We start from the raw sequence: 26253 nt of genomic DNA on the forward strand, positions 1-26253 counted from the left end.
TCAGTATGCTAACCAAATGGTCAGCCCTGAGGGAAGGTGTTGTTCAGCGCGGATATCCGGCGGAGGTCTCGCCGCTACCGGGAAGGCCGGGCGCCACCGCCTCGCAGCGCGTCCACGCGGCGGGTGCCGGTGAAGCGGGTGATGAGCGGTCCCGCGATCGCCAGGATGAAGACGTAAGCGGCCACCAGGGGCGCCAGCACAGGATGCCCGGCCGCGGCCAGGCCGACGATGACGATGGAGAACTCGCCTCGGGCGATCAGCGCGGCCCCCGCGCGGGCCCGGGCACGCGCGCCCACCCCGTCGCGGGAGGCGGCGTAGCGGCCGGTGACGACCTTGGTCGCGCCGGTGACCACCGCCAGCAGCGCGGCGGCCGGCAGCACCGGCGGCAGCTCGCCGGCGTCCACCGACAGGCCGATGGCCACGAAGAACACCGCGGCGAACAGATCGCGCAGCGAGGCGATGACGGCGCCGGCGCGCTCGGCCGTCTGCCCGGTGACGGTGAGCCCGACCAGGAAGGCGCCCACCGCGGCCGAGGCGTGGATGTACTCCGCCAGCGCGGCCACGACCAGGGTGATCCCGAGCAGGCGGAGCATGAGCTGCTCGTCGTCCGGATGCGCCACCAGCCGGCCGACGTGGTGGCCCCACCGGTAGGAGGTGGCGAAGGCGGCCAGCACCGCGCCGAGTGCGACCAGCACCCCGAGCCCGGCCTGCCACCAGGTGCCGCCGGAGACCAGCACCGCCAGCACCGGCAGGTAGGCGGCCATCGCGAAGTCCTCCAGGACCAGTACCGACAGCACGGCCGGACTCTCCCGGTTGGCCAGCCGGCGCAGGTCGCCCAGGAGCCGGGCGATGATCCCCGAGGAGGAGATGTAGGTGGCGCCGGCCAGCGCCAGGACGCCCACGCCGTCCAGGCCCAGCAGCCATCCGGCCACCGCGCCGGGTACGGCGTTCAGCACCAGGTCGACTACGGCGGAGGGCACGTGACGCCGCATGCTGGCGGTGAACTCGCCGATGGAGAACTCCAGCCCGAGCGCCAAGAGCAGCAGCACGATCCCGATGGAGGCCCCCACGCGCAGGAACTCCCCGGCGGCGGGCACGGGCAGGGCGCTCCCCTCGCCCAGTGCCAGGCCCGTCAGCAGGTAGAGCGGCACCGGCGACAGGGTCAGGCGGCGCGCCATCGCGCCCAGGACGCTGAGCGCGACCAGGATCAGGCCCAGCTCCAGCAGCAGGGCGGCCGAGACGTGCACCGCTCAGCCCCGCAGGAGGCGGACCACGTCGGTGATGCCCCGGTCGGTCCCGATCACCACCAGGACGTCACCGGCGCGCAGCACCTCCTGCGGGCCCGGTGAGGCGATCACCTCCTCGCCGCGGACGATCGCCACCACCGACGCGCCCGTACGCGTGCGGGCCCTGGTGTGCCCCAGCGGCCGGTCGGCGTAGACGGAACCGGCCGGCAGCTCCACCCGGCCCGACTCCAGGCCGGGCACCTCCCTGGTCAGGTCGGCGAACCGCTCGGCGATGCGCGGCGCTCCCAGGATCTGGGCCAGGGTCTCGGCCTCCTCCTCGTTCAACCGGAACACCGGCCAGGCCTCGTCGCTGTCGTCGTCGCCGTAGACGACCACCTCGAAGTCGCCCGTACGGCGTGCGACGACGCCGATCAGGTGCCCTTCGTGGTTGGTGAACTCGTACCGCAGCCCGACCCCGGGCAGGAGCACCTCGCTGACGTCCATGCGTCCATCATCACGGCGGACGCGCCCGGCGATCTCCGGCGGAGGATCCGGACCGCGTCCGTGTCGCGCAATCCCCGCCCGGAATCCGGCACGCGCCGGAGCCGCACCGCGAACCGCCGGCCCTCCGGCCGGCGGATCCGTGCCCGGCTGCGAGGAAGGTGCTCAGCGGGTGTGGTCGGCCCGCTGCCACCAGATGGCCGTGGCCAGTGTCCCGGCTCCCCCGACGACCGCCACCAGCAGGTAGCCGACCGGTCCGGGCGCGTCCTGGCCGGGCCCGGCGATGCTGGCCAGCAGTCCCGGGACCGACCAGGGGAAGGATGCGCCATAGCCGAGCGCGGCGATCACCTGTGCGGCGAACAGCGCGGCGAACAGCGTCCCGACCGCGGCCAGGTATCCGCGTCCCGCGCTGGCGGCCAGCGCGAACGGCGTGGTCAGCGCGCACGTCAGCGCGGCGACCAGCAGGATGCGGCCCGCTCCGGCGGCCAGGACCGGCACCGAGGCGCCGGGCAGGCCGAGCAGCGCGCCGATGAGCAGGCCGAGCGCGATCACCTGCAGGGCCAGCAGCAGCGACCAGCCGGCCAGGGCGGTGAACTTGGCGGCCACGACGGCGGTGCGGGAGGTGGGCAGGGCCAGCAGGTCCTTGGCGGTGCGGTCGCTGAACTCGCGGCCGAACAGCCAGACGGCGGTCATCCCGTAGATCAGCAGGCCGCCCACGGCCACCGCCTGGGCCAGCAGGGCCAGGTAGCCGGGCCAGTCGGCACTGGCACCGGTGAGCTGCGCCTTGTCGCCGAGCATGCCGAGTGTGCGGGCACGGCCCGGGTCGGCCAGGATGAACATGAACAGCCCGCACACGCCCGTGGCGAGGGTGAAGGCCGCGGCGGTCAGCGCGGGCAGGCGGCTGCGCCGTACCTTGAGCAGTTCCGCCCACAGGGCCTCACGCATCGCCGGCTCCCACCACGCGCAGGAAATAGGTCTCCAGGTCTTCTTCCTCGACCAGGAGCCGGACGGGCGGGCACCCGGCCTCCACGAGCAGGGCGGCGACCTCGTCGGGCCGCTCGATCGCGCGGGTGTCGGTGAGGGTGATCGGCCCCTCGCGCTGCGGGGTGAACCCTGCCGCGGCCAGCACCGCGCGGGCCGCGGCGTCGTCGCGGGTGGACACGGTCAGCCACCGTCGCAGGTGCGCCTCCAGCCCCGCGGCGTCGAGCTCCTGCAGCAGCCGGCCCCGGTGGATGATGCCGATGCGGGTGGCCAGGCGGGCGACCTCGGCCAGCAGGTGGCTGGACAGGAACACGGTGACGCCGTGCTCACGGGCCAACTCGGCCAGCAGGGTGCGGATCTCCACGACGCCCGCCGGGTCGAGGCCGTTGACCGGCTCGTCCAGGATCAGCAGGTCAGGGGTGTGGATAAGGGCCTTGGCCAGGGCCAGGCGCTGCAGGTTGCCCATGGACAGGGCTCGGGCGCGGCGGTCGGTGTACGGGCGCAGCGCCAGGCGGTCGACGACGTCGTCGACCGTGCCGGAGGGCAGGCGGCGCAGCCGGGCGACGATCTTCAGGTTCTCCCGCACGGTCAGCTCCGGGTAGGCGGCCGGGGCCTCCACCAGGTAGCCGACCCGGGGCCACGCCGAGCGGTCCCCGCCGCTGACGTGCGCGCCCAGCACCGCGGCCGCACCACCCGTGGGTGCGATCATGCCCAGCAGCATGCGGATCAGCGTGGTCTTGCCCGCGCCGTTGAGGCCGAGCAGCGCGTAGATCTGCCCGGGCTCGACGCTCAAGGTGACGTCGTCGACCGCGACGACGTCGCCGTAGCGTTTGGTGAGCGTGGTGGTCCGGACGGCGGACACGGCTCCGCCGCGGTGCGCATCGCGCACATCCGTGCTCATGGGGTGGGTTCCTGGCGGACCCGGTCGCGCAGGCGGCGGGCGGCGCCGTACCAGGCGGGCACGTCGCGCTCGTCGTCGAACCAGCGGGCCACGACGATGTCGGTGGACGAGTGCAGCAGGATCGACAGCACGATGGTGACCGCGATCAGCTGGAACTCCTGGCTGGCCGCGGCGATGCCGGAAGACAGCACGATCAGGCCGTAGACCACGGAGGCGAATCCCTTGGGTCCGAACCACGCCACCGCGGCCTGCTCCCGCATCGACAGGCCGGAGCCGAGGAAGGAGATCCAGATGGCGATCGGCCGGGCCGCCACCAATGCCAGGACGGCGAACAGCCAGCCGGTCCAGCCGACCGAGCCCAGCAGGGCCGGGGTGATGAGCGCGCCGAACACCAGCAGGGCGGCCAGCTTGAACAACTCGGCGATGAGCTCTCCGAAGTGCTCGAACGCCTCACGTTGGCGCTGTCCGAAGGTGGCGACCGTGATGCCGGCGGCGAAGGCGGCCAGGAACAGGTTGCCGTGGGTGGCCTTGCCCAGCGCCAGCACGAGCAGGCCGATCGCCAGCGCGTTCAGCGGCTCGTAGGCGGTGGAGGCGGAGAACCAGCGGGTCTGCTCCAGCTTGATCGCCAGCCACGGCACGGCCACGCCGATGAGCAGGCCGAGGCCGAGCTCCAGACCCAGTTCACCCAGGTGCAGGTTGCGCGAGCCGGCGGCCAGGGCCAAAAAGACCATGACGAAGGGCAGCGCCAGGCCGTCGTTGACGCCGGATTCGACGTTGAGCAGCTGGCGCAGCCGGGGCGGCACTTTCTCGTTGCCGACCAGGGCGGCGGCGAAGACCGGGTCGGTCGGGGCCAGGACCGCGCCGATGAGCAGGGACTCGATCCATCCCAGGCCGATCAGGTAGTGCGCGAGCAGCGCGGTGATCACCAGGGTGAGCGGCAACCCCCAGCCGAGCGCCCGGCCGGGCAGCCGCCAGGCGCCGCGCAGGTCGGCCCAGCCGACCCGCATGCCGTCGGTGAACAGCACCGCGAACAGCGCCAGCTCGGCCAGCGTGCCGACGACCTCGTCCTCGGCGGTGATCGATACCACGCCCAGGACGCCGTCGCCGAGCACGAACCCGGCGAGCAGGAACAGCGCCGCCGTGGACAGGATCGTGCGGTGGGCCAGGCTGGACAGCAGGACCGCCAGCAGCAGCAGGCCGGCGAAGGCCAGAAGCAGCGTGCCCATCAGCGGTCCGCTCCGTGCGAGCAGAATCCGTCAGCCGGGCGATCCGTCGCGTGCCGCATCATCGGCGCCTCCGTCACAGTCGACATGAAAACCGTCGTTGCCGACCAGACTTCCCGGCGCACCGTGGTCCACGGTAACAGCAGGCGCCCAGGGGCGAGCAGACGGGGGTGGCCGGCCAGAAAGCTTCCAGGAACGGAGCACCGCGGTACACGGCACCGGACCGCGTACGGACGGGTCCCCCGAACACCACGCCGACAAGTCGCCACCGGCGAGGTCAGGGCCGACCACGCCTCTGCCTCACCCGGGCGACGACGACCGCGGTCTCCTCTCGCTTGCGGATCCCCGGGACCATGGGGCGATGCACCTCCTGCTCCCCGCTCATTCGAATGCGGCGAGATGGGAGACGGCGTCCTCGGTGGTGGCATAGGGCTGCAATCTCCCGTCCATGCCGGTGGTCTTCAGTATGCGCAGCAACCGGTCGTTGCGACCGCTCAGCACGAGCCGCCCTCCTCCGCGTTCGATCTCGTGCAGTACGGCCGTCAGGACGTCGAGGCCGGCCGAGTCGCAGAAGGTGATCTCTTCGGTGTCCACCACGACGCGGGGTGGGGTGTTGAACACCGCGGCCTGTTCGAGCCGGGTGCGGAAGTACGGAGCGGTGGACATGGTGAGCTCACCGGTAGGCCGCACGATGACGACGGCGCCGCGCAGGCCGGTGAGCACGGAGAGGGTTCCGGATCCAGGGGGATTGGCCCATGCCACTCGTGTAATCGCCTTTCGTTGCCGGATTCCCGGGCCCTGCGGCAGCAGCGGCGCGCTTGACGGACCCGGACGGACACACCGCCGGGACCGCTCCGGCCCCGATCGGGATACACGACGATCCATCATTGCATAGGGCAAACGAGGGCGATCCGGAGGGTCAGATGGACTGCCTGCGCACCAGCAGCATCGCGGCGTCGTCGAGCAGCGGCCCTCCGATGTGCTCCAGCAGATCCGAGCGCAACTCGTCCAGCGCGTTCTGCGGATCGTCCACCGCCAGCAGGTGGGCGCGTTCCGTCAGCGGATAAAAGGTCCGGGCCTCGTCGCGGGCTTCGATGACGCCGTCGGTGTAGAAGAGGATCTGGTCTCCCTCGCCGAACGGCAACCGCTGCGGTTTGGGCAGGGGCGGGCCCAGCGACGCCAGGCCGAGCGGCAGCCCTTCCTCCTGGGGTTCTACCAGGCGGGTCCGGCCGCCGGAGTCGATCAGCAGGGGCGGCGGATGCCCGCAGTTGAGCAGCGAGATCTCACCGTCGACGACCTCGGCGATGATCGCGGTGACGAACCTCTCCCCGCCCAGGTGCCGATCCAGGCTGGTCTCCAGCCGCTCGGCCACCCCGGGCAGATCGACCTCGTCGTAGGCGGCCTCGCGGAAGGCACCCAGCACCCAGGCCGCGGTCTCCACCGCCTCCAGCCCTTTGCCCTGCACGTCGCCGATGAGCAGGCGCACGCCGTACGGCGTCGTGACGACTTCGTACAGGTCGCCACCGATCCGCGCCTCGGCCGCGGCCGAGGTGTAGGACAACGCTACTCGCAGGTCGCCCGCCTTGCGCGGGACGGGACGCAGCAGCACCCGCTGGGCGGCCTCGGCGACCATCCGGACGTTGGCAAGTTCGCGCTCGCGCCGGATGCGCAGGTGGCCGGCCAGCATGCTGGCCGCGGTGATGGCGACGATGGTCGCGATGGTGAGGTTGTTCTGCGTGGTGAGCAGCAGCCGGTTGTAGTAGGCCAGCGGAATGCACAGCGCCAGCGCGATCACGCCCACCAGCGCGGTACGGCGGATGCTGCCGGAGACCGAGGCGAAGGTCGGCCCCAGGGTCAGCAGCGGCAGGAAACCCAGGCGCGGGCCGGCCAGCACGTCGATCAGGGTCACCGCCGCCATGACGACGAACGGCAGCGACCGAAGGACCTGATCAGACTTCACACGTGACTCCATCCGCCGGTTGCATGCCGGTTGCCCGTTTCTGCCTGCCGGTAACCGTAGAGCAAATCCTTTCAAAGGTCAGGTGACGAGTTCAGCGACAGCCGGACATCACCCACCGGCCTCCCGTCGACGGCGGCCGTCCCTGGTGAGACACTCGACGCTTCTCACCGGTGGTTCAGGGACACCTGACGCGCCGGCTTCTTCCTCGGAGACACCGGTCAACGCCGGATGTGCTCAGGGGCGAGGAGTTCCCACCCCCGTACGTCGGAGATGAGGTCGGAGTCGATGCTCTCACCCCGGCGCAGTACGCTGATGGCGCCGGTCCGCTCGAAAATCACTGCCGCGACGTCCTCGTACCGGTGAACCGCCGAAAGCCGTAACTTCTGGCGCAGTTCGTCTTCGACGATCTGCGCCTTGCGCAGGTTGTCGTGAAGGATTTCTCCATTGGCCATGAGCAGCAGCGGAAGGTTGCTCATGGTGCGGTCGAGGCGTCTGTTGCGGCGCAGGCGGCCGAACACCGCCTGCAGCACGAAGAGCGTGCCCATGCCGAGCAGCCCGGCCGTCAAAGTCGGGGTATAGCCCAGCACGGCACGGCCCATGACCGCCCCGAGCGCGATCACCGCGGCGAAGTCGAAACTCGACATGGCCGCCAGCGCCCGCTGCCCGACAAGCCGGACAAGGATCAGGAAGGCGACGTAGACGCCGACGGCGGACACGATGACCGCGCAAGCATCCGCCCATGTCAGTCTCACCAGGTGCACTGATCAGCCCTCCTGTTTCCATGTTCCGTCACCGCCTTCCGGAACTCGGGCCGGGCTTCGAGGCATACGGTCTGTGGTGACTCGCGAAGACCTCTGCGTCCCGCATTCGAAAAGCGCTCGGGCCAGGTGCGTCATGACATGGCGCCACCTGGTTCGGCGGCACCGGCGCCGTCCAGCGACCGGACCAGGTTCATGAACCGTCTTGGAGCAGGGACGTGTTCCGTCGACGTTGTTCTGCTTTCTTCCCGCTCCGGGAGCTTGCTTCATCGGGACGCTGTCTGAGACTGAAACGTCATCGCGGGACTGAGCCACGCCTCCCGCCGACCGAGGCCTGTCCTCCGCCACGCCTGCGAAGATCCTCTCCCCGACTTTGGGAACGGGAGCGCGATCGTCAGGCCGCGGGATACGGCAGCGGACAGCGGAGCCAGGGCCGTCAGTGGACCGGGTGATGCTCCCGCCGCCCGGCGATGGCCTCGGCGACACCGATCAGCGCCACTGCGGCGACGACGGCGACGACAAAACCCAGGACGTTCAACTCGAAGATGTCTCCCGTGCCCAGCAGGCTGGCGACGGTGCCGCCGATCACCGAACCGACCAACCCGAGCAGCAGGGTGGCCAGCAGGCCGAGATGCTGTTTGCCCGGCTTAAGCAGGCGGGCAAGCGCGCCGATGATGAGCCCTGCGACGATGAATCCGATCATGGCATCTCTCCCGTTTCCGTGTGCGTCTGCCCCGAGGGCGGAATCCTGGCAGGTACGGCTACCAGTGTGCCCGGGTGCCCTCAGGTAAACCCCGGTACCGGTCAAACCGATGACCGGAAAAGAGGGCGGCACCGCCGTGGCGCGGCGGACCGGTCGCGCAAGGAGACGAGCACGTTGGCGGACCTGGCCGTCATGGCGGAGGCGCAGATCGCGCTACGGCTGGCCCAGGCCTCGTCAGAGCGCCTGCCGCAGACGCTGGGCGGCATCCCCGAGCCAGCCTGTGCCTGGGCGATGACGTGGAACAGCTCGGCGCTCATGGGGATCACGCGTTCGCGGTCGGTCTTGGAAGGGGCGATGACCAGCAGTGCGATGACCTCGCCGCTGGCGCGCTGGTACCGGCGAATGCTCAGGTGGGTGAGTTCGCACATCTCCTCGATGCGGACTCCGGAGTGGCGCGGGGTTTCGATGCACACCCATTCCCGGAACGCCTGTTCTTCGTCGGTCTCGATGTGGATGATCTGGCCGGTTGCGTCGTCGATGACGCGGACAGGTAGGTAACCGCGACTTCGTTCGCGGTGCCGGTCGCTGTCGGTGATAACGCGCCGGTAGGCGCGCCCGTTCAGGACGAAGCTGTCGCCTTCGGCGGTGGAGGCGGCCTGTTCAAGGAGTTCGCGGACTAGCTCGTAGGGGTCCTCGATGTGCTGGACGAGTAGGGGCAGCAGGGCGGCAGGAGTCAGATCGGCCAAGGCGATGCCGCGGACGGTGAGCAGGTCGGCCGCTGCCCGGTCTGCTGTCCGGCCCGGGCCCTGGTCTGGATCTCTTGTTGGGGCCGGGGCGACAGCGTGACGTGGCGGCCTTTGTCGTCGATGTTGCCGGTGCACTCCAGGCGGTCGGCAGGCCCGGTACGCCTGGCGGGGAACCAGCACCGAGAAACGCGGGCGATCATCATCGAACGTCGGCTTCCAGGGCGGCCTGGCCACGCCGCGCGGGCAGGTGAGGGTGTGAGCGTGCCGGTCAACGTGGAAGTCCTCACCGCGACCGGGCCCGTACCGCTGTGCCGGCGAGCTCCGTACCGCGGTCCCAGGTCAGAGTGCTGGGCAGAGGAGCGCCCATCAGCGAGAACGCCCGGCGTTCTTGCTCGTCGGTCATCGTTGAGCGTCGCCCATGGCGTAATCGGTCCCCGCAGGCGGCGCCGCCGTCCCCGCAGAACTGGTAGGACGGAGACAGCCCGCCCTGCCCCCTGCGGGCCGAGGAGTGAGAGATGACCGTCTTCACCGTCTCGTCGCACCGGCTGGACACGGCGTTCGTCGTCCAGGCGGGCGGCGAACTCGACTACGCCCACGCCCCCGTCTTCCGGGCCGAGCTGACCAGGGTCTGGGAGTCCGGCACCCCCGCCACGGTGGTCGTCGACGTCGCCGGGCTGACCTTCTGTGACTCGGCGGGGATCGCCGAGCTGATCTGGGCCCTGAACCGCAGTCGCGATCTGGGCACGCGCCTGGTGCTGGCCGGTGTGCACGGCATCCTGGAGCGGATCCTGGCCATCACCGGGCTACGCCCCGCCTTCGAGCTCTCCCCCACCGTCGGGGAGGCCCTCAACGGGGCGTAGCTACGCTCGCGGTCATGCGGTTTCAGCCCTTGCGGTCGACCTTCTCCGACGCGAGCACGCGCGGCGCGTCCACGATCACGTCGGAGAAGATGTCCACGAGCAGGGCGATCACACCGCCGACCGCGATGATGCCCGCCCCCGCCCAGACCAGCGGCCAGTTGGGACCGAAGCACAGGGCGACGCCGCCGACCGTGAATCCCGCCAGGATGACGATCACCGCGAGCCAAGACTTGAGGCTTCCTCCGTGACTTCCAGCCATGACGTCTTCCCGTTCCTCTCGATATGGGGCACCGTCGCGCGTCGTTCGCTGCGGCGACCACGCGCTCCGGCGTCTGTTGAAGGTCCTGCGGTTCGGCAGGTTCCTGCCCGGACGCCTCACGATCGTAGGCGGTATCCCCCCCGCCCCGCGCCGCAGGTCCCGTCCTCGCGGGTCGGGCCGCGCGGCCGGGACGTCCCGGCCCCGGCCGTCGCACCGTCCCCCGCTCCGGCCGGGCGCGTGAACAGCGGAAAGAACATACCCGGATGAAGCTGGAGCAATCCCATGATCTCCGGCTTCACGCAGGGGAGGCGGCATCCGATGGCGGTTTCGCTTCCTGCCCGCGCCCGCCGCCCCCGGCGTCTTCCGGTGGCGCCGAGGAGCCCTTCCGGCGGCACGGCCGGACGGGATCGGCCGGCAGGTCGTCCGCACCGTCCACCCGGCGACATAAATTAACATTAATGATACAAACCGCCACCTTCCCGGCATCCGTCCGCCAGAGGAGCCCCATGTTCCACAGCAAGCCCATCGAGGAGCGGATCGCCGAGCGGGAGGCCAAGCGCAAGCCGCTCGAGGAGGGCCGGCACTTCGAGCACGGGCCGGCGAAGTTCCTGTTCATCTTCATCATCGTGTTCGTCGTCATCGGCCACATAGCGGGACTGCTCTTCCTGATGGCCATCGGCCTGCACTGAGCCGCCCGGCCGCCGGTCCGGCCGCCGGATGGCCTCCGACACGCGGGCGGCCCCCGCCGGCACGCGTCGGGGGCCGGTTTCGGACATGAGAGGATGACGATCAGGCCGGGCCGGAGTTGGACTGCCCGCCGGTGACCAGGAGGTCCGCATGCCCGACATCACCCCAGAACCCGAGAACACCGACTCGCAGCAGCCCGAGAGCTCCGAGGACGAGATGAAGCGCAGGTTCCGCGAGGCCCTCGAACGCAAGAAGCTCTCCCAGCCGGGAGCCGGCGAAGGCGGCCGGGGCAGGAGCGGTTCGAAGATCCACGGCGCCCACGGTCCGGCCTCCGGCAGGCGTTCCTTCCGGCGCAAGAGCGGCTGACCCTTCCGGCGCAAGAGCGGCTGACCGGCGCGACCGACCGACCCCCGGCCGGACGCTCCCGGTGCGCGGGGGAGGCTTCTGCCGTAGTCTGCCCGGATGCGCGACCTTGGCGAAGATCCCCGGCCCGCCCGCGGCGCGGTCCGGGAGGTCCACCGGGTGGACCGGGCGGCGACCGTGGACTACTCCCCCGACCTGGACGGCCTCGCCGACCCCGGCGAGATCGTCTGGGCCTGGGTGCCCTACGAGGAGGATCCCGGCCGGGGCAAGGACCGGCCCCTGCTGGTCGTCGGCCGCCACGGCCGGCGGTTGCTGGCGATGATGCTCTCCAGCCGCGGCGGCGACCGCCCGGACAACTGGCTGGAGCTCGGCCCGGGCCGCTGGGACCGCGGCGGCCGCGTCTCCTACCTGCGCCTGGACCGGATCTTCGAGCTGGGTGAGGACGACATCCGCCGCGAGGGCGCCGTCCTGGACCGCGACCGCTTCCTGCGGGTCGCCGCCGTCCTGCGCGCCACCCACGGCTGGGCCGCCGACGGCTGACCCGCCCCGCCCGTTCCGCCTCCGGTGTGTGCCCGGACAGGCCGCGGCCCCGGTCCCGGGGAACCGGGATCGGGGCCGTGTGCGTGTCCGTGCGGCGTCTCGGCCGGAAGGCCGGACCCCTTTACCGGACGCTGCGCCTGCCGTACAGGCTGACCGCCAGGATGACTCCGACGGCGGCGACGGCGATCTGCAGGACCAGTTCGATCCAGTCGATGCCGCCGGTGCTGGCGACGCCGAAGGCGCCGGCGATGGCGGTGCCGATGAGCGCGGCGACGATGCCGATCACGATGGTCAGCCAGATCGGGATGCCCTGCCGTCCCGGGACGACCAGGCGGCCCAGGGCTCCGATGATGGCGCCGATGACGATGGCGGTGATGATGCCGGTGACTGTCATGTTCCACACTCCCTCTTGTTCGAGCCGACCTCCGTCTGCCCCGGCGGGCAGGGCCGACACATCACGGATCGATCACGGTCTCGCGACCGCTCTTGATGACCGGCCGCGCCGGGGTTCCGTTCACGCGGTCTCGTCCTCGATGATCTGGAACGCCGCGGTGGAGCCGCTCGCGGCCGACTCGATCGCGCCCTGCGTCTCGGTGATGGTGTCCCCCGCGGAGTACAGACCCGGGACGCTGGTACGGCAGCAGCCGTCGGTCTTGACGTAGCAGTCCTCGCGCAGGGCCAGACCCCTGTCCTTCGCGAGCCTGGAGACCAGCGGGACCGGCCGCTGGTCGAGCTGCCACAGCAGGGTCCCCCGCTCGACGACCGCGCCGTCGTCCAGTTCGACCGCGCGCAGGTCGCCGCCGTCGTGGCGCAGCCCGCGGATCCTCCCGGTGACCGTCTCCACGCCGAGGTCGCCCGCCGGCGCCTCCCCGTCGGTGAAGACGATCACGTCGTCGCTCCAGGCGGCGAACGCCCGGGGCGCCTTCCTGGCGAACTCCGGATCGGCGGTGACCACTCCCCAGGCGCGCTCGCGGTTCTCCCAGCCCGAGCAGAAGGGGCAGTGGATGATGCTCGCGCCCCAGCACTCCCGGAACCCCTCCAGCTCGGGGATGACGTCGGTCATCCCCGTGGCGAGCAGCACCCGCCGGGCCCAGAACGGACCACCGTCCTCCGTGACCACCTCGAACCCGCCGCCGCCCGGGTCGGGGACCAGGTCCACGGCCTCGGTCTCGTGGAGTTCGGCCATGCCGTACCGGGCGAGGTCGCTCCAGGCGCGGCTCCGGTACTCGGCGGGGCTCACCCCGTCCAGGCCGAGGATGCCGTGCACACCGTGCGAACCCGCGTTGCGGGGGTCGGCCGGCGACTCCAGTACCGCGACGCGGCGCAGGGATCGGCTGAGTGTCATGGCCGCGGTGAGCCCGGCGGGCCCGCCGCCGATGATCGCGACGTCGTAGTGCTGCATGCCGGTCCCCTGCCCACGGGCCGTGCCCCGTCACCTCCGACGCCGTTCGGCGCGGAAGGGCTCGGCGAGCTGGGCCAGATAGGCGGCGGGGTAGTCGGGTTTGGCGGCCATGCCCAGTTGCTCGGAGGTGAAGCTCCGGGCCGGGTCGTAGGAGAAGGTGCCGAGCAGGTGGTCCCAGACCAGGGTGAACAGGCCGAAGTTGACATCGCCGACGCCGGCCCACTTCAGATGATGGAGGCGGTGCCCCTCGTTGAGCGCGAGCACGTACTTCAGGGCGCCGATGCGGTAGTCGGCGTTGGAGTGCTGCAGCAGCAGCTGCACCGCGACGGCGACGGCCAGCGCGGCGGCCACGTCGACGGGCAACCCGATGAGGATGAGCGGGACGACACCGGCGCTCATCTCCAGCGTCTGGTGCAAGGGGTGCTTCATCAGGCCGTTGAAGCCGTAGAAGCGCTTGACCGAGTGGTGGACTGCGTGGAAACGCCACAGCAGGCCGATCAGCCACAGTTTGGAGGCGCCGGAGGCGGCCAGGGCGACGGCGGCGCCGTTGACGCCCAGCAGCATGAACGGCGCGTAGCCGTAGCGGACGACAGATTTCAGCATGCGCATCATCGTCGCGGCCGCCGGCCCTCTCGGACTTGGACGGATCCGCTGGGCTGCGAACCGGGCCGTGCCGGTCCTGCCGGGCGACAGGGCGGGACCGGCTGGCGTCGTTCAGGGGGCACGCTCCGGACGACGTCCCGGATCGGACGTCAGCCGGCCATGGGCGCCGGGGGCGGCTCGCAGTCCGTGCCGGGCACCGGCCGGGATGATCGCGGCCTCGGTCCGGCACCGGTGGCCGTGCCGGTCGGTCAGCGTCACCTCGCCGTCGAGCACCAGCAGGACCTGCACCGCGGCGTGCGCGTGCGGTTCGGCCGACCCGATCGCGCCGGTGAAGGCGAGCAGGCCCGGGGCCGCCGTGGCCGTGCCCGCCCAACCGGCCGAAGGAGCCCGGGCAGGACTCACCGGCTCAGTCCTGCGCTGCCGGTGTCAGGGAGGCGTTCCAGAAGTCGGCGTAGCGGCCGCCGCGGTCGAGCAGTTCGTCGTGGGTGCCTTCCTCCACGATCCGGCCGCCCTCGAGAAAGGCGATGTGATCGGCGCGCCGGACCGTCCGCATCCGATGAGCGACCATCACGACCGTCCGGCCGGCCATCAGGCGCTCGACGCCCTCGTGGACGGCCGCCTCGTTCACCGGGTCCAGCGCGGAGGTCACCTCGTCCAGCAGCACGATGGGCGCGTCCTTCAGCAGAGCCCGCGCGATCGAGACGCGCTGGCGCTCGCCGCCCGACAGCAGGGCGCCGCCCTCGCCGACGTTCGCCGCCCATCCGCCGGGAAGCCGCTCGATCACCTCGTCCAGCCGCGCGGCGCCCGCCGCCGCCCGCAGCTCGGCCTCGGTGGCCTCGGGGCGGCCCAGCCGTACGTTCTCCTCGATCGTGCCGTCGAAGAGGTAGACGTCCTGGAACACGATGGCCAGCCGGGACATCAGCGTCTCGGTGCTCATCGAGCGCACGTCCACGCCGCCCACGCGCACCGCGCCCGCGTCCACGTCGTGGAAGCGCGCGAGCAGCTGCAGCAGTGTGCTCTTGCCCGCGCCCGAGGGGCCGACCACGGCGAGGCGCCGTCCCTCGGGCACGGACAACGACAACCCGTCGAACACCGCGCGGTCGCCGTGCCGGAAGGCGACGGACTCCAGCTCCAGGCCGTGACCCACCGGCTGGATCGGTTCCGGTGCCTCCGGCAGCGGCTCGGTGCGCAGGAGCGCGTCGAGTCTGGTCAGCTCGGAGCGCGCGCTGCGGAGTCTGCCGCCCATGTCCGCCAGCGACAGGACCGGATCGGCGCAGCGGGCGGCCAGCACCAGGATCGTCAGCACCTCCGCGACACCTATGCTCCCGCCCAGTGCGAGGTGGGCACCCAGAACCAGCAACCCGGTGAACACCGCCTGCACCACGAGCGCTGAACCGATCATGCCGGGCAGCACCGACAACACGGTACGGCGGGACGCCCGCTGGAGTTCCCGCAGCGCGTCGTCGAGCAGCGCGAAGCGTTGGACGCTCCGGCCGCCGGCGCGCAGCACCGGCTGAGCCTGGAGATATTCGATGACCCGCCCGGTGGCCTCGGTGTCACGTTCGTGGCGGTCGGCGTCGCCTGCGGCCATCGAGCGGCCGGTCCGGATCTGGACCGCCGCCACGAGCGGCACGGCGACCAGCGCGGCCAGGCCCAGCTGCCAGTTGAAGGCGAGCATCACGCCGACGATCGTCACGGGGGTGACGAAGGCGGAGATGTAGGGCGCCAGTAGATGCGCGATCACGCCCATCGTCTCCAGCACGCCCTGACTGGCCAGGACGGACACCTCCCCGACCCGGCCGCCGCCGTACCAGCCGAGGGGCAGCCGGGCCAGATGATCGCCGAGGCGGTGGTACATGCCGCGCAGCAGCGTGGTCCCGGCGCGGAAACCGAACAGATCGCTGAGATAGCGCAGCACCGCGTAGATCGCGACCGCGCCGCCGAACGCGGTCAGCCAGGGCAGCGCGTCCGCGGGGTCGTCTGCGGGGTCACCGCCGAACAGGGCCCGCAGCACGGGGACCAGCAGGGCGTAGGACAGACCCTCGGCGATCGCGGTCACCGTCATCAGGGCCACGGTGCGACGCACCGGCCGGGCGTGATCACGGCCCAGGACGCGCAGCAGCATGCGGATCATCGGTCCTCCTTGGACTGCCAGAAGGCGGCGAACTCACCGTTCTCCGCCAGGAGGTCGGCGGGCCTGCCCTGCTCGACGATCGACCCGTCGTCCAGCATCACGACGGCGTCGGCGTCGGCGACGGTCTCCAGGCGGTGGGCGATGACCAGGATCGTGCGGTCGCCCTCCGGCTCCGCCAGTGCCCGCCGTACCGCCTGCTCGGTCTGCGGGTCGGCGAATGCGGTCGCCTCGTCCAGGACCAGTACGGGCGTGTCGGCGAGCAGCGCGCGGGCGAGCGCGATCCGCTGCGCCTCGCCGCCCGACAGCCCGGCCTCCTGTCCGAGCACCGTGTCGTAGCCGCGTGGCAGCTCAAGGATCCGATCATGGATGTTCGCCGTCCGGGCCGCGTGCATCACCTCGTCGAGGCCCGCATGCGGTACGGCGAGCGCGATGTTGTCCGCGACCGATGCGCGCAGCAGGCGCACGTCCTGGAAGACGAAGGAGACCGTCCGGTAGAGATCGTGGCTGCCGATCTCACGCAGATCGACGCCGCCCAGGGTGACCGAACCGTGAGTCGGGTCGAAGAAGCGCGGCAGCAGCCGGACCAGCGTGGACTTGCCGCTGCCCGAGGGCCCGACGATCGCGGTGACCGTGCCCGGTTCGAGGACCAGGTCGATCCCGCGCAGCACCTCGCGATCGGCTTCGTAGCCGAAGCGGACGTCGCGCAGTTCCACCCGGTGGCCCTGCGGCGGGAGCGGGTGCGCGGGCTCCGGCAGCGGCGCCACCTCGAGCACGTCCCGGATCCGGCCGATCGCGCGCCTGGCGGCCTGCAGGTCGTCGAGACCGTGGGCGATGAGGGCCTCCACCGGAGCGGTCAGGCCCAGTCCCAGCAGCAGGAAGGGCAGCAGGTCGGCCGGGGGCAGGCCGCCGGCCGTGATCAGGGCGGTGCCGCCGATCAGCACGACCAGCAGCACGAACGGCGGTGACAGCACCAGCTGCATTCCGGCGGCGACCACGGAGAGGCCGCGCACGAAGCGGTGGTAGACGCCGACGAAGTCGTCGGTGGCCGTGCGGAACCTGTGGTGGGCGCGCCCGGAACCGCCGAACGCCTTGACCACGGCGATGCCTTGGACGAACTCGACGACGGAGTCGGCGATCCGCCCCATGGCCGCGTCGAACCGCTTCTCCTCACGCAGCCGGGCCGGGGTCATCATCAGCGGGAGGTGGGCCAGGGCCAGCACCACCGGGATCAGCGTGATCAGCGTGAGCCGCCAGTCGACGGTGAACAGGTAGACCAGCGAGAGCAGCGGCAGCACGAACGCGGCGACGAGCTCGCCGGGGGCATGGGCGATGAACGGGTGCACGGCGCTGACATCCTCGCCCACCACCTTGGCCAGCTCGCCGGTGCGGCGGCGGGAGAACCAGCCGATCGGCACCCGGCCCAGCCGGGCGGCCAGCCGCCGGCGGAGCGCGAGCTGCACCTCGCCGTCCACGATGTGCCCGATCCCGGACGACGCACCGGTGAACGCCAGCCGGACGAACAGCCCCGCCGCGCCGGCGATCACCACGGACCAGACCCGGCCGGGATCGATCGGGCCGGGCGCCAGCAGGATCCGGCCGAGTTCGGCGACCGCCAGCAGCGGCGCCAGCCCCGCGACGGCGCCGATGACCTGGAAGGCGACGACGGCTGCGAAACTCCAGGCGTGCGGGCGCAGCAGCCTGCCCAGGCGGGCGTCGTGCGCGGGATCGGGGCCGGGCGGCGGTGCGGGCGGCGGCCCGGCCTGGACCTGTCCGGCGTCGGAGGTGATTGTCATGCCGAACGTCCTTCCTTGCGTCGAGCGGTCAGGGGGCGCTCCCCGGCGGGGAGCGGGTGGCGGGAGCCCGGCGGTGCCGCCGTGCTCGGGGCCGTCGCGGTGAACGGGGTACGGCCGGACGCGGCCGTCCTGGGCGGCGGCAAGGTGCGGATGTCCTGGCCGACGGCGGGGTGCGGACGAGTGCGCCGGCCCGGCTGGACGGCCGCGTCCAGGTCGCTCGCGCCGGGCGTCACCCGCCGAGGGACTCGCGGAGGAAGTCGAGGATCTCCGCCCGGGCGGGCGTCGCCTGGGGTGCCATGCCCGGCATGCTCAGGAACGCGTGCCCCGCCTCCGGGTACTCGCTGAGCCGTACGGGCGCCCCGGCCGCCTGGAGCCGCTCGGCGTAGCGGCGGCCGTGGTCGGCGATCGGATCGGTGGTCGGCACCACCACGAGCACCGGGGCCGTCCCGCTCAGGTCGCCGGCCGGGTCGTCGGTGTACAGCGGCGACAGCGCGCGGGCGTCGGCACCCTCGGGAACGGCCAGCCGCTGGAAGAACCGCAGCAGCGGCAAGGACAGGGTGGGCGTGGTCGCGTACCGGGTCGCCGAGTCGTACGTCCAGGCCGCCGCGGTCACGTCGACCACCGGGTTGACCAGCACCTGCGCCCGCAGCCCCAGGCCGGTCCGCCTGGCCCTGACGGCCGCCAGCGCGCTGATCAGCCCGCCGCAGCTCTCGCCGAAGACGGCGACGCGGGCCGGGTCGATGCCCCACGTCCCGGCGTGCTCCACCACGTGCCGGAGCACGTCCCAGCCGTCGTCGGCGGCGGCGGACAACGGTGTCTCCCAGTCGAGGAGGCGGTGCTCGACGGAGACGACGACCGTCGGCAGGTGGGCGGCGAGGTGGCTGTTGACCCAGTCGCTCTGCACGGCCGTGCCGACGAAGGCGCCTCCGTGCACGTGGATCACGAGGGGCAGGGGGCCTGCGACCGGGGGGCGGTACACCCGGACGGGGAGTTCGCGACCGGGCAGCGCCACCTGCTGCCAGCCGATCGCGGCACCGGGGTCCGGCTCCCCGGTGATGATCCGTGCCGCCGTGGACGCCCGGACGCGGTTCTCGGCGTCCCGGTAGGCGATCAGCTCCTCAGCCGTCACCGTGGACCAGTCCGGCTCCGCGGGCCGCATCGCGGTGATGTCGGTCATACTTCTCCCCAAGTTTCGATACCTCTGGTTTCGGAACCTAAGGTAGCGCAATTCGGTATCGTGTGAGAATGACTCCGCTCACACCCGCCCGGCCGCCCGGCCGCCCGCGTTCCGGCATCAACGACGTGGTCTTCGCCGCGACGCTGAGCACAGTCCGCGAGCTGGGCTACGCGCGCGCCACGGTGGAGCGCATCGCCGCCGCGGCCGGCATCGCGAAGACGACGATCTACCGTCGCTGGCCGACGAAGGGGGCGCTGATCGTGGACTGCCTGCTCGACGCGTTCGGCCCGGTGCCACTGGAGGGCGGCAGCCGGGCCGAGATCGTCTCCTCGGCCGTCCGCTGGACCGCGGGCAAGATCGGCGAGCCGGGGGTGGGTGACGCGTTCGCGGGCGTGTTCAGCGACGGCGTCAGTGATCCGGAGCTGCGCGAGATCCTCTCCTCACGCTTACAGGACCCCTACCGGCTCGCACTCCAGGAGGCGCTCGGCGAGCCGGAGCACCGGGTCCTGTTCCTCATCGACGTCGTCGTCGGGACCCTGCTCCACCGGATGGGCATGACCGGCGAGCCGATGGTCGACGGTGACGTCGACGCACTGGTGGAGATGGTCCTGCCGCTGTTCCACCGGGAACCGGACAGCCCTTGAGTCAGGCTCATCTTTTCTCTTGACCGGCCGCCGTCCCGGACGGACCATGAGGCACCGGCCCCCTCCCCGCGGAGGCACCCCCCATGGCCAGACCGCCCAGATCCCTCGCCGCCGCCTTCCTGCTGATCGGCGCCCTCGCCATGGCCGGCACCACGGCCATGGCCGCCCCCGCTCCCCCCGAGTCGGAGGTCAACGCCATCGGGCAGCCGCCCGGCAGCGCCGCCCCGGTCCGCGGGTTCGTCGACGGGCACACCCACCTGATGTCCTACGAGGCGTTCGGCGGCAGCCTGCTCTGCGGCAGGCCGTTCGACCCCGACGGCGCCCAGGAGGCCCTCGTCGACTGCCCGGACCACCTGCCGCGCGGCGAGGCCGCCTGGTTCGAGAACTTCACCCGGACCGGCTCCCCCACCGGCACCCACGACCCGGTCGGCTGGCCCACCTTCCGGAGCTGGCCCGCCGGCGACTCCCTCACCCACCAGCAGACCTACCACAGGTGGGTCGAGCGGGCCTGGCGGGGCGGGCTGCGCGTCCTGGTCAACCAGCTGGTCGCCAACCGGCAGCTGTGCGAGATCTACCCGCTCAAGCGCCACCCCTGCGACGAGATGGCCTCGCTGCGCCTGCAGGCACAGCGCACCTTCGAGCTGCAGGACTTCGTCGACGCCCGGGCCGGCGGGCCCGGCCGGGGCTGGTTCCGGGTCGTGCGCTCCCCCGCCGAGGCCCGGCAGGTGATCGCGGCGGGCAACCTGGCGGTGGTCCTGGGCGTGGAGACCTCCGAGCCCTTCGGCTGCCGGCAGACCCTCGGCATCCCGCACTGCACGAGGGCGCAGATCGACCGGGGTCTCGACGAGCTGCACGCGCTCGGCGTGCGGAGCATGTTCGTCTGCCACAAGTACGACAACGCGCTGTGCGGCGTGCGCTTCGACTCCGGCGCCCAGGGCGTCATCGTCAACCTGGGCAACCTCCTGTCCAGCGGCAGGTTCTGGGCCGCGCGGACCTGCACCGGGCCCGAGCACGACAACACCATCGAGAAGGCCGGGGCGCTCCCGCCCGAGCTGGCGCGGTTCCTGCCGGGCGGGGTCGGGCTCCCGCTGTACCCGCCCGCCCCGCACTGCAACACCCGCGGGCTGACGAGCCTGGGCGCGCACATGGTCGAGGGCATGATGGAGCGCGGCATGCTCGTCGAGATCGACCACATGAGCGTCAAGGCCGCCGACCGGACGCTGGACCTGCTGGAGGCGGCCGGCTACCCGGGCGTCGTCTCCTCGCACAGCTGGACCGACCCGGGCTTCCTGCGCCGGATCTACCGGCTCGGCGGCATGGTCACCGCCTACGGCCACCACGCGGAGGAGTTCGCGGAGACCTGGCGGCGGAGCGAGCCGCTGCGCGCGGAGTCCGGGCGCCCCGGGTACGGCTACGGCCTCGACGCCAACGGCCTGGGCCCGCTCCCCCCGGCCCGCCCCGGCAACGCGGGCAACCCGGTGACCTACCCCTTCACCTCCTTCGACGGCGCGGTCACGCTGGACCGGCAGCGCACCGGCGAGCGGGTCTGGGACGTCAACACCGACGGGGTCGCCCACTACGGGCTGGTCCCCGACTGGATCGAGGACCTCCGGATCGTCGCGGGCGACGAGCTCGTCCAGGACATGGCCGCCGGGGCCGAGGCCTACCTGCGCACCTGGGAGGGGGCCGCGTCGCAGGCCCCCTGAGGCGGTGATCCGGCCGGGCCGGTCCGCGCCGGCCGGCTCCACGCCCGCCGCCGGACGGCCGGCTCCGTCGCCGTGGACCGCGCGGACGCCGCGGCGGCGCAGGAGACCATCCCGGCGCGCTGAGATCCGCCACGAACGACCGGGCCCCGGGGCGAACGCCCCGGGGCCCTTCGCGTCCTGCCTACGGCCGCCCCATCCCGTTCCCGCCCGGACGAAGTACCGTCCCCCTCCCTATTGTGTTCCCACACATACAGGTGTAAATAAATACGAAACAACATGGAAACGGCGGTGAATCAACACCATGTACGCCGAGGAGCGGCAGCAGGAGATCCTGCGGCGCGCCCGGGGGGCCGGGCGGGTGGACGTGATGGCGCTGGCGGAGGAGTTCGCCGTCACCACCGAGACGATCCGCCGCGACCTGACCGCGCTGGAGCGGGCCGGGGTGCTGCGGCGCGTGCACGGCGGCGCCATCCCCGTGGAGCGGCTGGGCTTCGAGCCCGCGCTGGCCGCCAGGGACGAGGTGATGACCGCGGAGAAGGAGCGCATCGCCAAGGCCGCCCTCGCCGAGCTCCCGGAGGACGGCGCGGTCATCATCGACGCCGGGACGACCACCGCCCGGCTGGTGCAGGCCCTGCCGCCCGACCGGGAGCTCACGGTCATCGTCAACTCCCCGCCCCTGGCGACCGCCCTGGCCGTCCGGCCCGGCCTGAACGTGATCATGCTCGGCGGCCGGGTGCGCGGGCGGACGCTGGCCACCGTCGACGACTGGGCCCTGCGCCCCCTCGCCGACCTGCACGTGGACGTGGCGTTCATGGCGGCCAACGGCTGCTCGGTGGCCAAGGGCCTGACCACCCCCGACCCGGCCGAGGCCGCGATCAAACGGGCGATGATCGGCGCGGCGCAGCGCAGCGTGCTGCTGGCCGACCACACCAAGTTCACCAACACCTACCTGGCCCGCTTCGCCACGCTGCCGGAGATCGACCTCGTGATCAGCGACACCGGCCTGGACGAGGCGCTGGCCGCCGAGATCTCGGCCGCCGGTCCCGAGGTGGTGCGGGCATGATCGTGACGCTGACCCTCAACCCCAGCCTGGACCGGACGATCGAGATCGGGGCGCTGACCCGTGGGGCGGTCATCCGCTCCGCCGACACCCACCTCGACCCGGGCGGCAAGGGGGTGAACGTCTCCCGCGCGCTGCTGGCCAACGACGTCCCCTCCTGCGCGGTCGTCCCCTACGGCGGCGACGAGGGGCGGCGACTCGTCTCCCTGCTGTCGGCCGAGGGCATCGACATGGTCACCGTGCCGGTCACCGGGCCGACCCGGTCCAACGTCGCGCTGGCCGAGCCCGACGGCACCGTCACGAAGATCAACGAGCCGGGCACCGCCCTGTCCCCCGCCGAGCTGGACGCCCTCGCCGAGGCGGTGCTGGGCGCGGCGGACTCGGCGGACTGGGTGGTCGCCTCCGGCAGCCTCCCCCCGGAGGTCCCGGCCGACGTCTACGCCCGGCTGTGCCGCCGCTTCACCCGCGCGGGCATCCTCGTCGCGGTCGACACCAGCGGCCCCGCGCTGGGCTCCGCGCTGGCCGCGGAGCCCGCGCTGGTCAAGCCCAACCGGGAGGAGCTCGCCGAGGCGGCCGGGCGGGCGATCACCACGCTCGGCGACGCGATCGAGGCCGCCTCGGCGCTGCGCGCCCGCGGTGCGGGCACGGTCCTGGCCAGTCTCGGGCCCGACGGCGCGGTCCTGCTCCAGGGCGACCAGATCTGGTACGGCGAGGGCCCGGTCGCCGAGCCCCGCAGCACCGTCGGAGCCGGCGACGCCATGCTGGCCGGGTTCCTCGCCGCCGGAGCCAGCGGCGAGGCCGCCCTGGTCGAGGCACTGGCCTGGGCGACCGCCGCCGTCGGGCTGCCCGGCAGCCGGATGCCCGGCCCGGCCGACATCCGCCGCGACCACGTCCGCACCTTCACGGCCGATCCGGCCCTGCCGCTGCGGTCCGGGGGCTGACGGCGGCGCACCACCACCCCCCTGACCGGCGCACCACGCCGGTCGCCCCGGAAGGAGCACCATCCACATGACCACCGACTACACCCCCGCCGTCCAGGGGACCGGGGTGAGAGCCACCATCCAGCGCTTCGGCGGCCACCTCGCCGGAATGATCATGCCGAACATCGGCGCCTTCATCGCCTGGGGCCTGATCACCGCGCTCTTCATCCCCACGGGCTGGCTGCCCAACGAGAGCCTGGCCGCCCTCGTCGACCCGATGGTCAAGGTCCTGCTCCCCGTCCTGATCGGCTACACCGGCGGGCGGATGGTCCACGGACAGCGCGGCGCCGTGGTGGGCGCGGTCGCCACCATGGGCGTGGTCGTCGGCGCCGAGGTGCCGATGTTCCTCGGCGCGATGATCGTCGGCCCGCTCGCCGCCTACCTGATCAAGCTGGTGGACGGCTTCACCCAGGAGCGGACCAGGGCCGGCTTCGAGATGCTGGTGGACAACTTCACCGCCGGCATCGTCGGCGGCGCCATGGCGCTGCTGGGCGTGTGGGGCATCGGCCCGGTCATCGAGACGGTGACCGAGGCGGCGGGCGACGCCGTCGGCTGGCTGGTGGGCAACAACCTGCTCCCGCTGGCCTCGGTCCTGATCGAGCCCGCCAAGGTGCTGTTCCTCAACAACGCCATCAACCACGGCGTGCTCAGCCCGCTGGGCGTGGCCGAGGCCGCCGAGCAGGGCAAGTCGATCCTGTTCATGCTGGAGAGCAACCCCGGCCCCGGCCTCGGCCTGCTGCTGGCCTTCATGTTCTTCGGCCCCCGGGCGCTGCGCCCCAGCACGCCCGCCGCGATCGTCATCCACTTCCTCGGCGGCATCCACGAGATCTACTTCCCGTACGTCCTGATGAAGCCGCGCCTGATCCTGGCGGTCATCGCCGGCGGCGCCGCGGGCGTCTTCACCTTCATCCTCACCGGCGGCGGCCTGGTGGCCCCGCCGTCCCCCGGCAGCGTCTTCGCCTACTTCGCGGTCACCCCCAGGGGCGGCTGGCTCGCCTCGGGCGCCGGGATCCTCGTCGCCGCGGCGGTCTCCTTCGCGGTCGCGGCGGTGCTGCTCGGCTTCGGCCGGGGCGAGGAGCAGGACCCGGCCGCCGACCCTGCCCCGGACGCCACCGCCCCGGACGCGGACGCCACCGCCACCCCGACCGCGGCCGCGACCTCGGCGGACGAGGCTCCGGAGGGGACCGCCCCCGGGGCCGCGACCACCGCCTCACCCGCCACCGCACCCTTCTCCAAGGAGGCATGACCCGTGACCGGCATCGACAGCAAGGACATCCGGAAGATCGTCGTCGCCTGCGACGCGGGCATGGGCAGCAGCGTCATGCTCGCCACCCAGGTCCGCCGCCAGCTCAAGGGCGAGCAGATCGAGGTGGTGCACACCCCGGTCAACTCCATCCCCGGTGACGCCGACGTGGTGCTGTGCCACGCGGGCCTGGCCGACCGGGCCAGGGCCTCGGCCCCGGGCACCGTGCTGGTCCCCTTCCAGGTCTTCATCGGCGACCCCGCGGTGACGCGGCTCATCGACACCATCAAGAAGGGCGGGACGGTCGGTGGCTGAGGCCGCTCCGCTCCCCCTCGACCCGCGCGCCGTACGGCTGGACGCCGCGGCGGCCGGGCGCGACGACGCGATCCTGCAGTGCGGCCGGGCGCTGATGGAGGTGGGCGCGGTCGAGGCCCCCTACCTCGACGCGATGCTGGAGCGCGAACGCACCGTGTCGACCTACATGGGCGAGGGCGTCGCCATCCCGCACGGCACCCTGCAGGCCAAGGACGCCGTCCGGCACGACGCCCTGTGCGTGCTGCGCTTCCCCGGCGGCGTCGACTGGGACGGCGAGCGGGTCACGGTCTGCGTCGGGATCGCCGCCCGGGGAGACGGCCATCTGCGGCTGCTCTCCGCGCTCGCCCGGATCCTGATGGAACCCGACCGTGCCCGGGCCCTCCGCGAGGCGGACGAGGTCGCCGAGGTGCTGCGCCTGCTGGAACCCATAGAGGAGGAAGAATGAAGGTCGCCCGTTTCCACGCCCCCGGCGACATCCGGGTCGAGGACGCCGACGAACCCGTCGCCGGACCGGGTGAGCTCAGGATCCGCGTGCGCAACTGCTCCACCTGCGGCACCGACGCCAAGATCCTCAAGCACGGCCACCACCACATCAGGCCGCCCAGGGTCATGGGGCACGAGATCGCCGGCGAGGTGATCGACGGGACGGACGGCTGGGCTCCGGGCGACCGGGTGCAGGTGATCGCCGCGATCCCCTGCGGGACGTGCGGCGAGTGCCGCAGGGGCCGGATGACGGTCTGCCCGAACCAGGAGTCGATGGGCTACCACTACGACGGCGGGTTCGCCGAGTACATGGTGGTCCCCGCGAAGGTCCTGGCCGTGGACGGCGTCAACCGCATCCCCGACGGGGTCGGCTTCGCCGAGGCCTCGGTCGCCGAACCGCTCGCCTGCGCGCTCAACGGCCAGGAGCTGGCCAGGGTCGGCGAGGGCGACGACGTGGTGGTCATGGGGTCGGGCCCCATCGGCTGCCTCCACGTACGGCTGGCCCGCTCGCGCGGCGCGGCCCGGGTCTTCCTCGTCGACGTCAACGCCGGCCGGCTGGAGGCCGCCGCCGCCCTGGTCCGGCCGGACGCCGCCGTGCACGGCGGTTCGGAGTCCGCCGGAGATGCGGTGGAGCAGGTGCTCAAGCTGACCGAGGGCCGCGGCGCCGACGTCGTCATCACCGCCGCCGCCTCCGGCGCGGCCCAGGAGCAGGCGCTGCGGATGGCCGCCCGGCAGGGGCGGATCAGCTTCTTCGGCGGCCTGCCCAAGGACGACCCGATCATCCGGTGCGACTCCAACCTGGTGCACTACCGGGAGCTGACGATCGTCGGTGCCAACGGGTCCAGCCCGGCGCACAACGCCCGGGCTCTGGAGCTGATCGCCGGCGGAGAGGTCCCGGTGGCCGACCTGATCACCCACCGGCTGCCGCTCCCCGAGGTCCTCGACGGGATCGACATCGTCAGCCGCGGCGAGGCCATCAAGGTCACCGTCGAGCCCTGAACCGCC

30 protein-coding genes are annotated in these 26253 nt (G+C 72.2%); 12 read left to right on the forward strand and 18 right to left on the reverse strand.

Features of this window, described 5'->3' with window-relative positions:
* Positions 1–74 precede the first annotated feature (74 nt).
* From IEZ07_RS29180 to IEZ07_RS29225, 10 genes are all read right to left on the reverse strand, one after another.
* Positions 75–1247: a cation:proton antiporter gene (locus tag IEZ07_RS29180; protein ID WP_191897716.1), complete on the reverse strand. Its 1173-nt coding sequence runs from the start codon at positions 1245–1247 to the stop codon at positions 75–77.
* Positions 1248–1250: 3 nt separating this feature from the next.
* Positions 1251–1730: a cation:proton antiporter regulatory subunit gene (locus IEZ07_RS29185; RefSeq protein ID WP_191897717.1), complete on the reverse strand. Its 480-nt coding sequence runs from the start codon at positions 1728–1730 to the stop codon at positions 1251–1253.
* Positions 1731–1892: 162 nt separating this feature from the next.
* Complete coding sequence (locus IEZ07_RS29190; protein WP_191897718.1) at positions 1893–2672, reverse strand: ABC transporter permease; 780 nt, start codon at positions 2670–2672, stop codon at positions 1893–1895.
* The gene (locus IEZ07_RS29195) at positions 2665–3609 is read right to left on the reverse strand and encodes an ABC transporter ATP-binding protein (protein WP_191897719.1); all 945 of its coding nucleotides are present in this window, start codon (positions 3607–3609) and stop codon (positions 2665–2667) included. Before IEZ07_RS29195 ends, IEZ07_RS29190 begins: the two co-directional genes overlap by 8 nt.
* Positions 3606–4835 carry a cation:proton antiporter gene (locus tag IEZ07_RS29200; RefSeq protein WP_191897720.1) on the reverse strand — a complete coding sequence of 410 codons (1230 nt, stop codon included), beginning with the start codon at positions 4833–4835 and terminating at the stop codon, positions 3606–3608. Before IEZ07_RS29200 ends, IEZ07_RS29195 begins: the two co-directional genes overlap by 4 nt.
* Before the next feature lie 378 nt (positions 4836–5213).
* Complete coding sequence (locus tag IEZ07_RS29205; protein WP_191897721.1) at positions 5214–5594, reverse strand: STAS domain-containing protein; 381 nt, start codon at positions 5592–5594, stop codon at positions 5214–5216.
* 157 nt (positions 5595–5751) lie between these two features.
* Complete coding sequence (locus IEZ07_RS29210) at positions 5752–6792, reverse strand: PP2C family protein-serine/threonine phosphatase (protein ID WP_239320888.1); 1041 nt, start codon at positions 6790–6792, stop codon at positions 5752–5754.
* 218 nt (positions 6793–7010) lie between these two features.
* Entirely contained in the window at positions 7011–7553 is a 543-nt protein-coding gene (locus tag IEZ07_RS29215; protein WP_204054685.1) for a DUF421 domain-containing protein, read from the reverse strand.
* 433 nt (positions 7554–7986) lie between these two features.
* Complete coding sequence (locus tag IEZ07_RS29220; protein ID WP_191897723.1) at positions 7987–8253, reverse strand: hypothetical protein; 267 nt, start codon at positions 8251–8253, stop codon at positions 7987–7989.
* A 101-nt stretch (positions 8254–8354) separates the two neighbouring features.
* Positions 8355–8999, reverse strand: a complete 645-nt coding sequence (locus IEZ07_RS29225) for a hypothetical protein (protein WP_191897724.1) — start codon at positions 8997–8999, stop codon at positions 8355–8357.
* 515 nt (positions 9000–9514) lie between these two features.
* On the opposite strand from IEZ07_RS29225, the gene IEZ07_RS29230 reads away from it, so the two are divergent.
* On the forward strand, positions 9515–9859 hold the full coding sequence (locus tag IEZ07_RS29230) for an STAS domain-containing protein (RefSeq protein ID WP_191897725.1): 345 nt from the start codon (positions 9515–9517) through the stop codon (positions 9857–9859).
* 22 nt (positions 9860–9881) lie between these two features.
* On the opposite strand, the gene IEZ07_RS29235 is transcribed toward IEZ07_RS29230, so the two are convergent.
* Positions 9882–10118 carry an HGxxPAAW family protein gene (locus IEZ07_RS29235; RefSeq protein WP_068897197.1) on the reverse strand — a complete coding sequence of 79 codons (237 nt, stop codon included), beginning with the start codon at positions 10116–10118 and terminating at the stop codon, positions 9882–9884.
* Between the two features lie 506 nt (positions 10119–10624).
* Here IEZ07_RS29235 and IEZ07_RS29240 point away from each other — a divergent pair.
* The 3 genes from IEZ07_RS29240 to IEZ07_RS29250 all read left to right on the forward strand — a co-directional run bounded on the left by IEZ07_RS29240 (position 10625) and on the right by IEZ07_RS29250 (position 11708).
* Positions 10625–10807 (forward strand): hypothetical protein, encoded by a 183-nt coding sequence (locus tag IEZ07_RS29240; RefSeq protein WP_068897198.1) that lies wholly within the window; start codon positions 10625–10627, stop codon positions 10805–10807.
* A 148-nt stretch (positions 10808–10955) separates the two neighbouring features.
* A complete protein-coding gene (locus IEZ07_RS29245; RefSeq protein ID WP_191897726.1) occupies positions 10956–11171 on the forward strand; it encodes a DUF5302 domain-containing protein in 216 nt (71 codons plus the stop codon).
* Positions 11172–11267: 96 nt separating this feature from the next.
* Entirely contained in the window at positions 11268–11708 is a 441-nt protein-coding gene (locus tag IEZ07_RS29250) for a type II toxin-antitoxin system PemK/MazF family toxin (RefSeq protein ID WP_191897727.1), read from the forward strand.
* A gap of 121 nt (positions 11709–11829) precedes the next feature.
* Here IEZ07_RS29250 and IEZ07_RS29255 read toward each other — a convergent pair whose 3' ends face one another.
* From IEZ07_RS29255 to IEZ07_RS29285, 7 genes are all read right to left on the reverse strand, one after another.
* Entirely contained in the window at positions 11830–12102 is a 273-nt protein-coding gene (locus IEZ07_RS29255) for a GlsB/YeaQ/YmgE family stress response membrane protein (protein ID WP_191897728.1), read from the reverse strand.
* A 120-nt stretch (positions 12103–12222) separates the two neighbouring features.
* Positions 12223–13110 (reverse strand): NAD(P)/FAD-dependent oxidoreductase, encoded by an 888-nt coding sequence (locus IEZ07_RS29260; RefSeq protein ID WP_191897729.1) that lies wholly within the window; start codon positions 13108–13110, stop codon positions 12223–12225.
* Positions 13111–13140: 30 nt separating this feature from the next.
* Entirely contained in the window at positions 13141–13713 is a 573-nt protein-coding gene (locus IEZ07_RS29265) for a sterol desaturase family protein (RefSeq protein ID WP_191897730.1), read from the reverse strand.
* 111 nt (positions 13714–13824) lie between these two features.
* Positions 13825–14115, reverse strand: a complete 291-nt coding sequence (locus IEZ07_RS29270; protein ID WP_191897731.1) for a cupin domain-containing protein — start codon at positions 14113–14115, stop codon at positions 13825–13827.
* 4 nt (positions 14116–14119) lie between these two features.
* The gene (locus IEZ07_RS29275; protein WP_191897732.1) at positions 14120–15847 is read right to left on the reverse strand and encodes an ABC transporter ATP-binding protein; all 1728 of its coding nucleotides are present in this window, start codon (positions 15845–15847) and stop codon (positions 14120–14122) included.
* Positions 15844–17640, reverse strand: coding sequence for an ABC transporter ATP-binding protein (locus IEZ07_RS29280; RefSeq protein ID WP_191897733.1), 1797 nt, complete (start codon positions 17638–17640; stop codon positions 15844–15846). The genes IEZ07_RS29275 and IEZ07_RS29280 overlap by 4 nt, the downstream gene beginning before the upstream one ends.
* A gap of 229 nt (positions 17641–17869) precedes the next feature.
* Positions 17870–18817, reverse strand: coding sequence for an alpha/beta hydrolase (locus IEZ07_RS29285; RefSeq protein WP_191897734.1), 948 nt, complete (start codon positions 18815–18817; stop codon positions 17870–17872).
* 68 nt (positions 18818–18885) lie between these two features.
* Between IEZ07_RS29285 and IEZ07_RS29290 the strand changes: the two genes are divergently transcribed.
* The 8 genes from IEZ07_RS29290 to IEZ07_RS29325 all read left to right on the forward strand — a co-directional run bounded on the left by IEZ07_RS29290 (position 18886) and on the right by IEZ07_RS29325 (position 26247).
* Positions 18886–19461, forward strand: a complete 576-nt coding sequence (locus IEZ07_RS29290) for a TetR/AcrR family transcriptional regulator (RefSeq protein WP_191897735.1) — start codon at positions 18886–18888, stop codon at positions 19459–19461.
* Between the two features lie 83 nt (positions 19462–19544).
* Entirely contained in the window at positions 19545–21167 is a 1623-nt protein-coding gene (locus IEZ07_RS29295) for an amidohydrolase family protein (protein ID WP_191897736.1), read from the forward strand.
* A 301-nt stretch (positions 21168–21468) separates the two neighbouring features.
* Positions 21469–22230, forward strand: a complete 762-nt coding sequence (locus IEZ07_RS29300) for a DeoR/GlpR family DNA-binding transcription regulator (protein ID WP_191897737.1) — start codon at positions 21469–21471, stop codon at positions 22228–22230.
* The gene (gene pfkB / locus IEZ07_RS29305) at positions 22227–23168 is read left to right on the forward strand and encodes a 1-phosphofructokinase (RefSeq protein ID WP_191897738.1); all 942 of its coding nucleotides are present in this window, start codon (positions 22227–22229) and stop codon (positions 23166–23168) included. Before IEZ07_RS29300 ends, pfkB begins: the two co-directional genes overlap by 4 nt.
* A 67-nt stretch (positions 23169–23235) precedes the next feature.
* Complete coding sequence (gene mtlA, locus IEZ07_RS29310) at positions 23236–24453, forward strand: mannitol-specific PTS transporter subunit IIC (RefSeq protein WP_191897739.1); 1218 nt, start codon at positions 23236–23238, stop codon at positions 24451–24453.
* A 3-nt stretch (positions 24454–24456) separates the two neighbouring features.
* The gene (locus IEZ07_RS29315) at positions 24457–24765 is read left to right on the forward strand and encodes a PTS sugar transporter subunit IIBC family protein (protein WP_189238476.1); all 309 of its coding nucleotides are present in this window, start codon (positions 24457–24459) and stop codon (positions 24763–24765) included.
* Positions 24758–25210, forward strand: coding sequence for a PTS mannitol transporter subunit IIA (locus IEZ07_RS29320; protein ID WP_191897740.1), 453 nt, complete (start codon positions 24758–24760; stop codon positions 25208–25210). Before IEZ07_RS29315 ends, IEZ07_RS29320 begins: the two co-directional genes overlap by 8 nt.
* Positions 25207–26247, forward strand: a complete 1041-nt coding sequence (locus tag IEZ07_RS29325; protein WP_191897741.1) for a zinc-dependent dehydrogenase — start codon at positions 25207–25209, stop codon at positions 26245–26247. Before IEZ07_RS29320 ends, IEZ07_RS29325 begins: the two co-directional genes overlap by 4 nt.
* Positions 26248–26253 lie beyond the last annotated feature (6 nt).

It is taken from the genome of Planomonospora parontospora, assembly GCA_014647935.1.
Lineage (GTDB): Bacteria > Actinomycetota > Actinomycetes > Streptosporangiales > Streptosporangiaceae > Planomonospora > Planomonospora parontospora.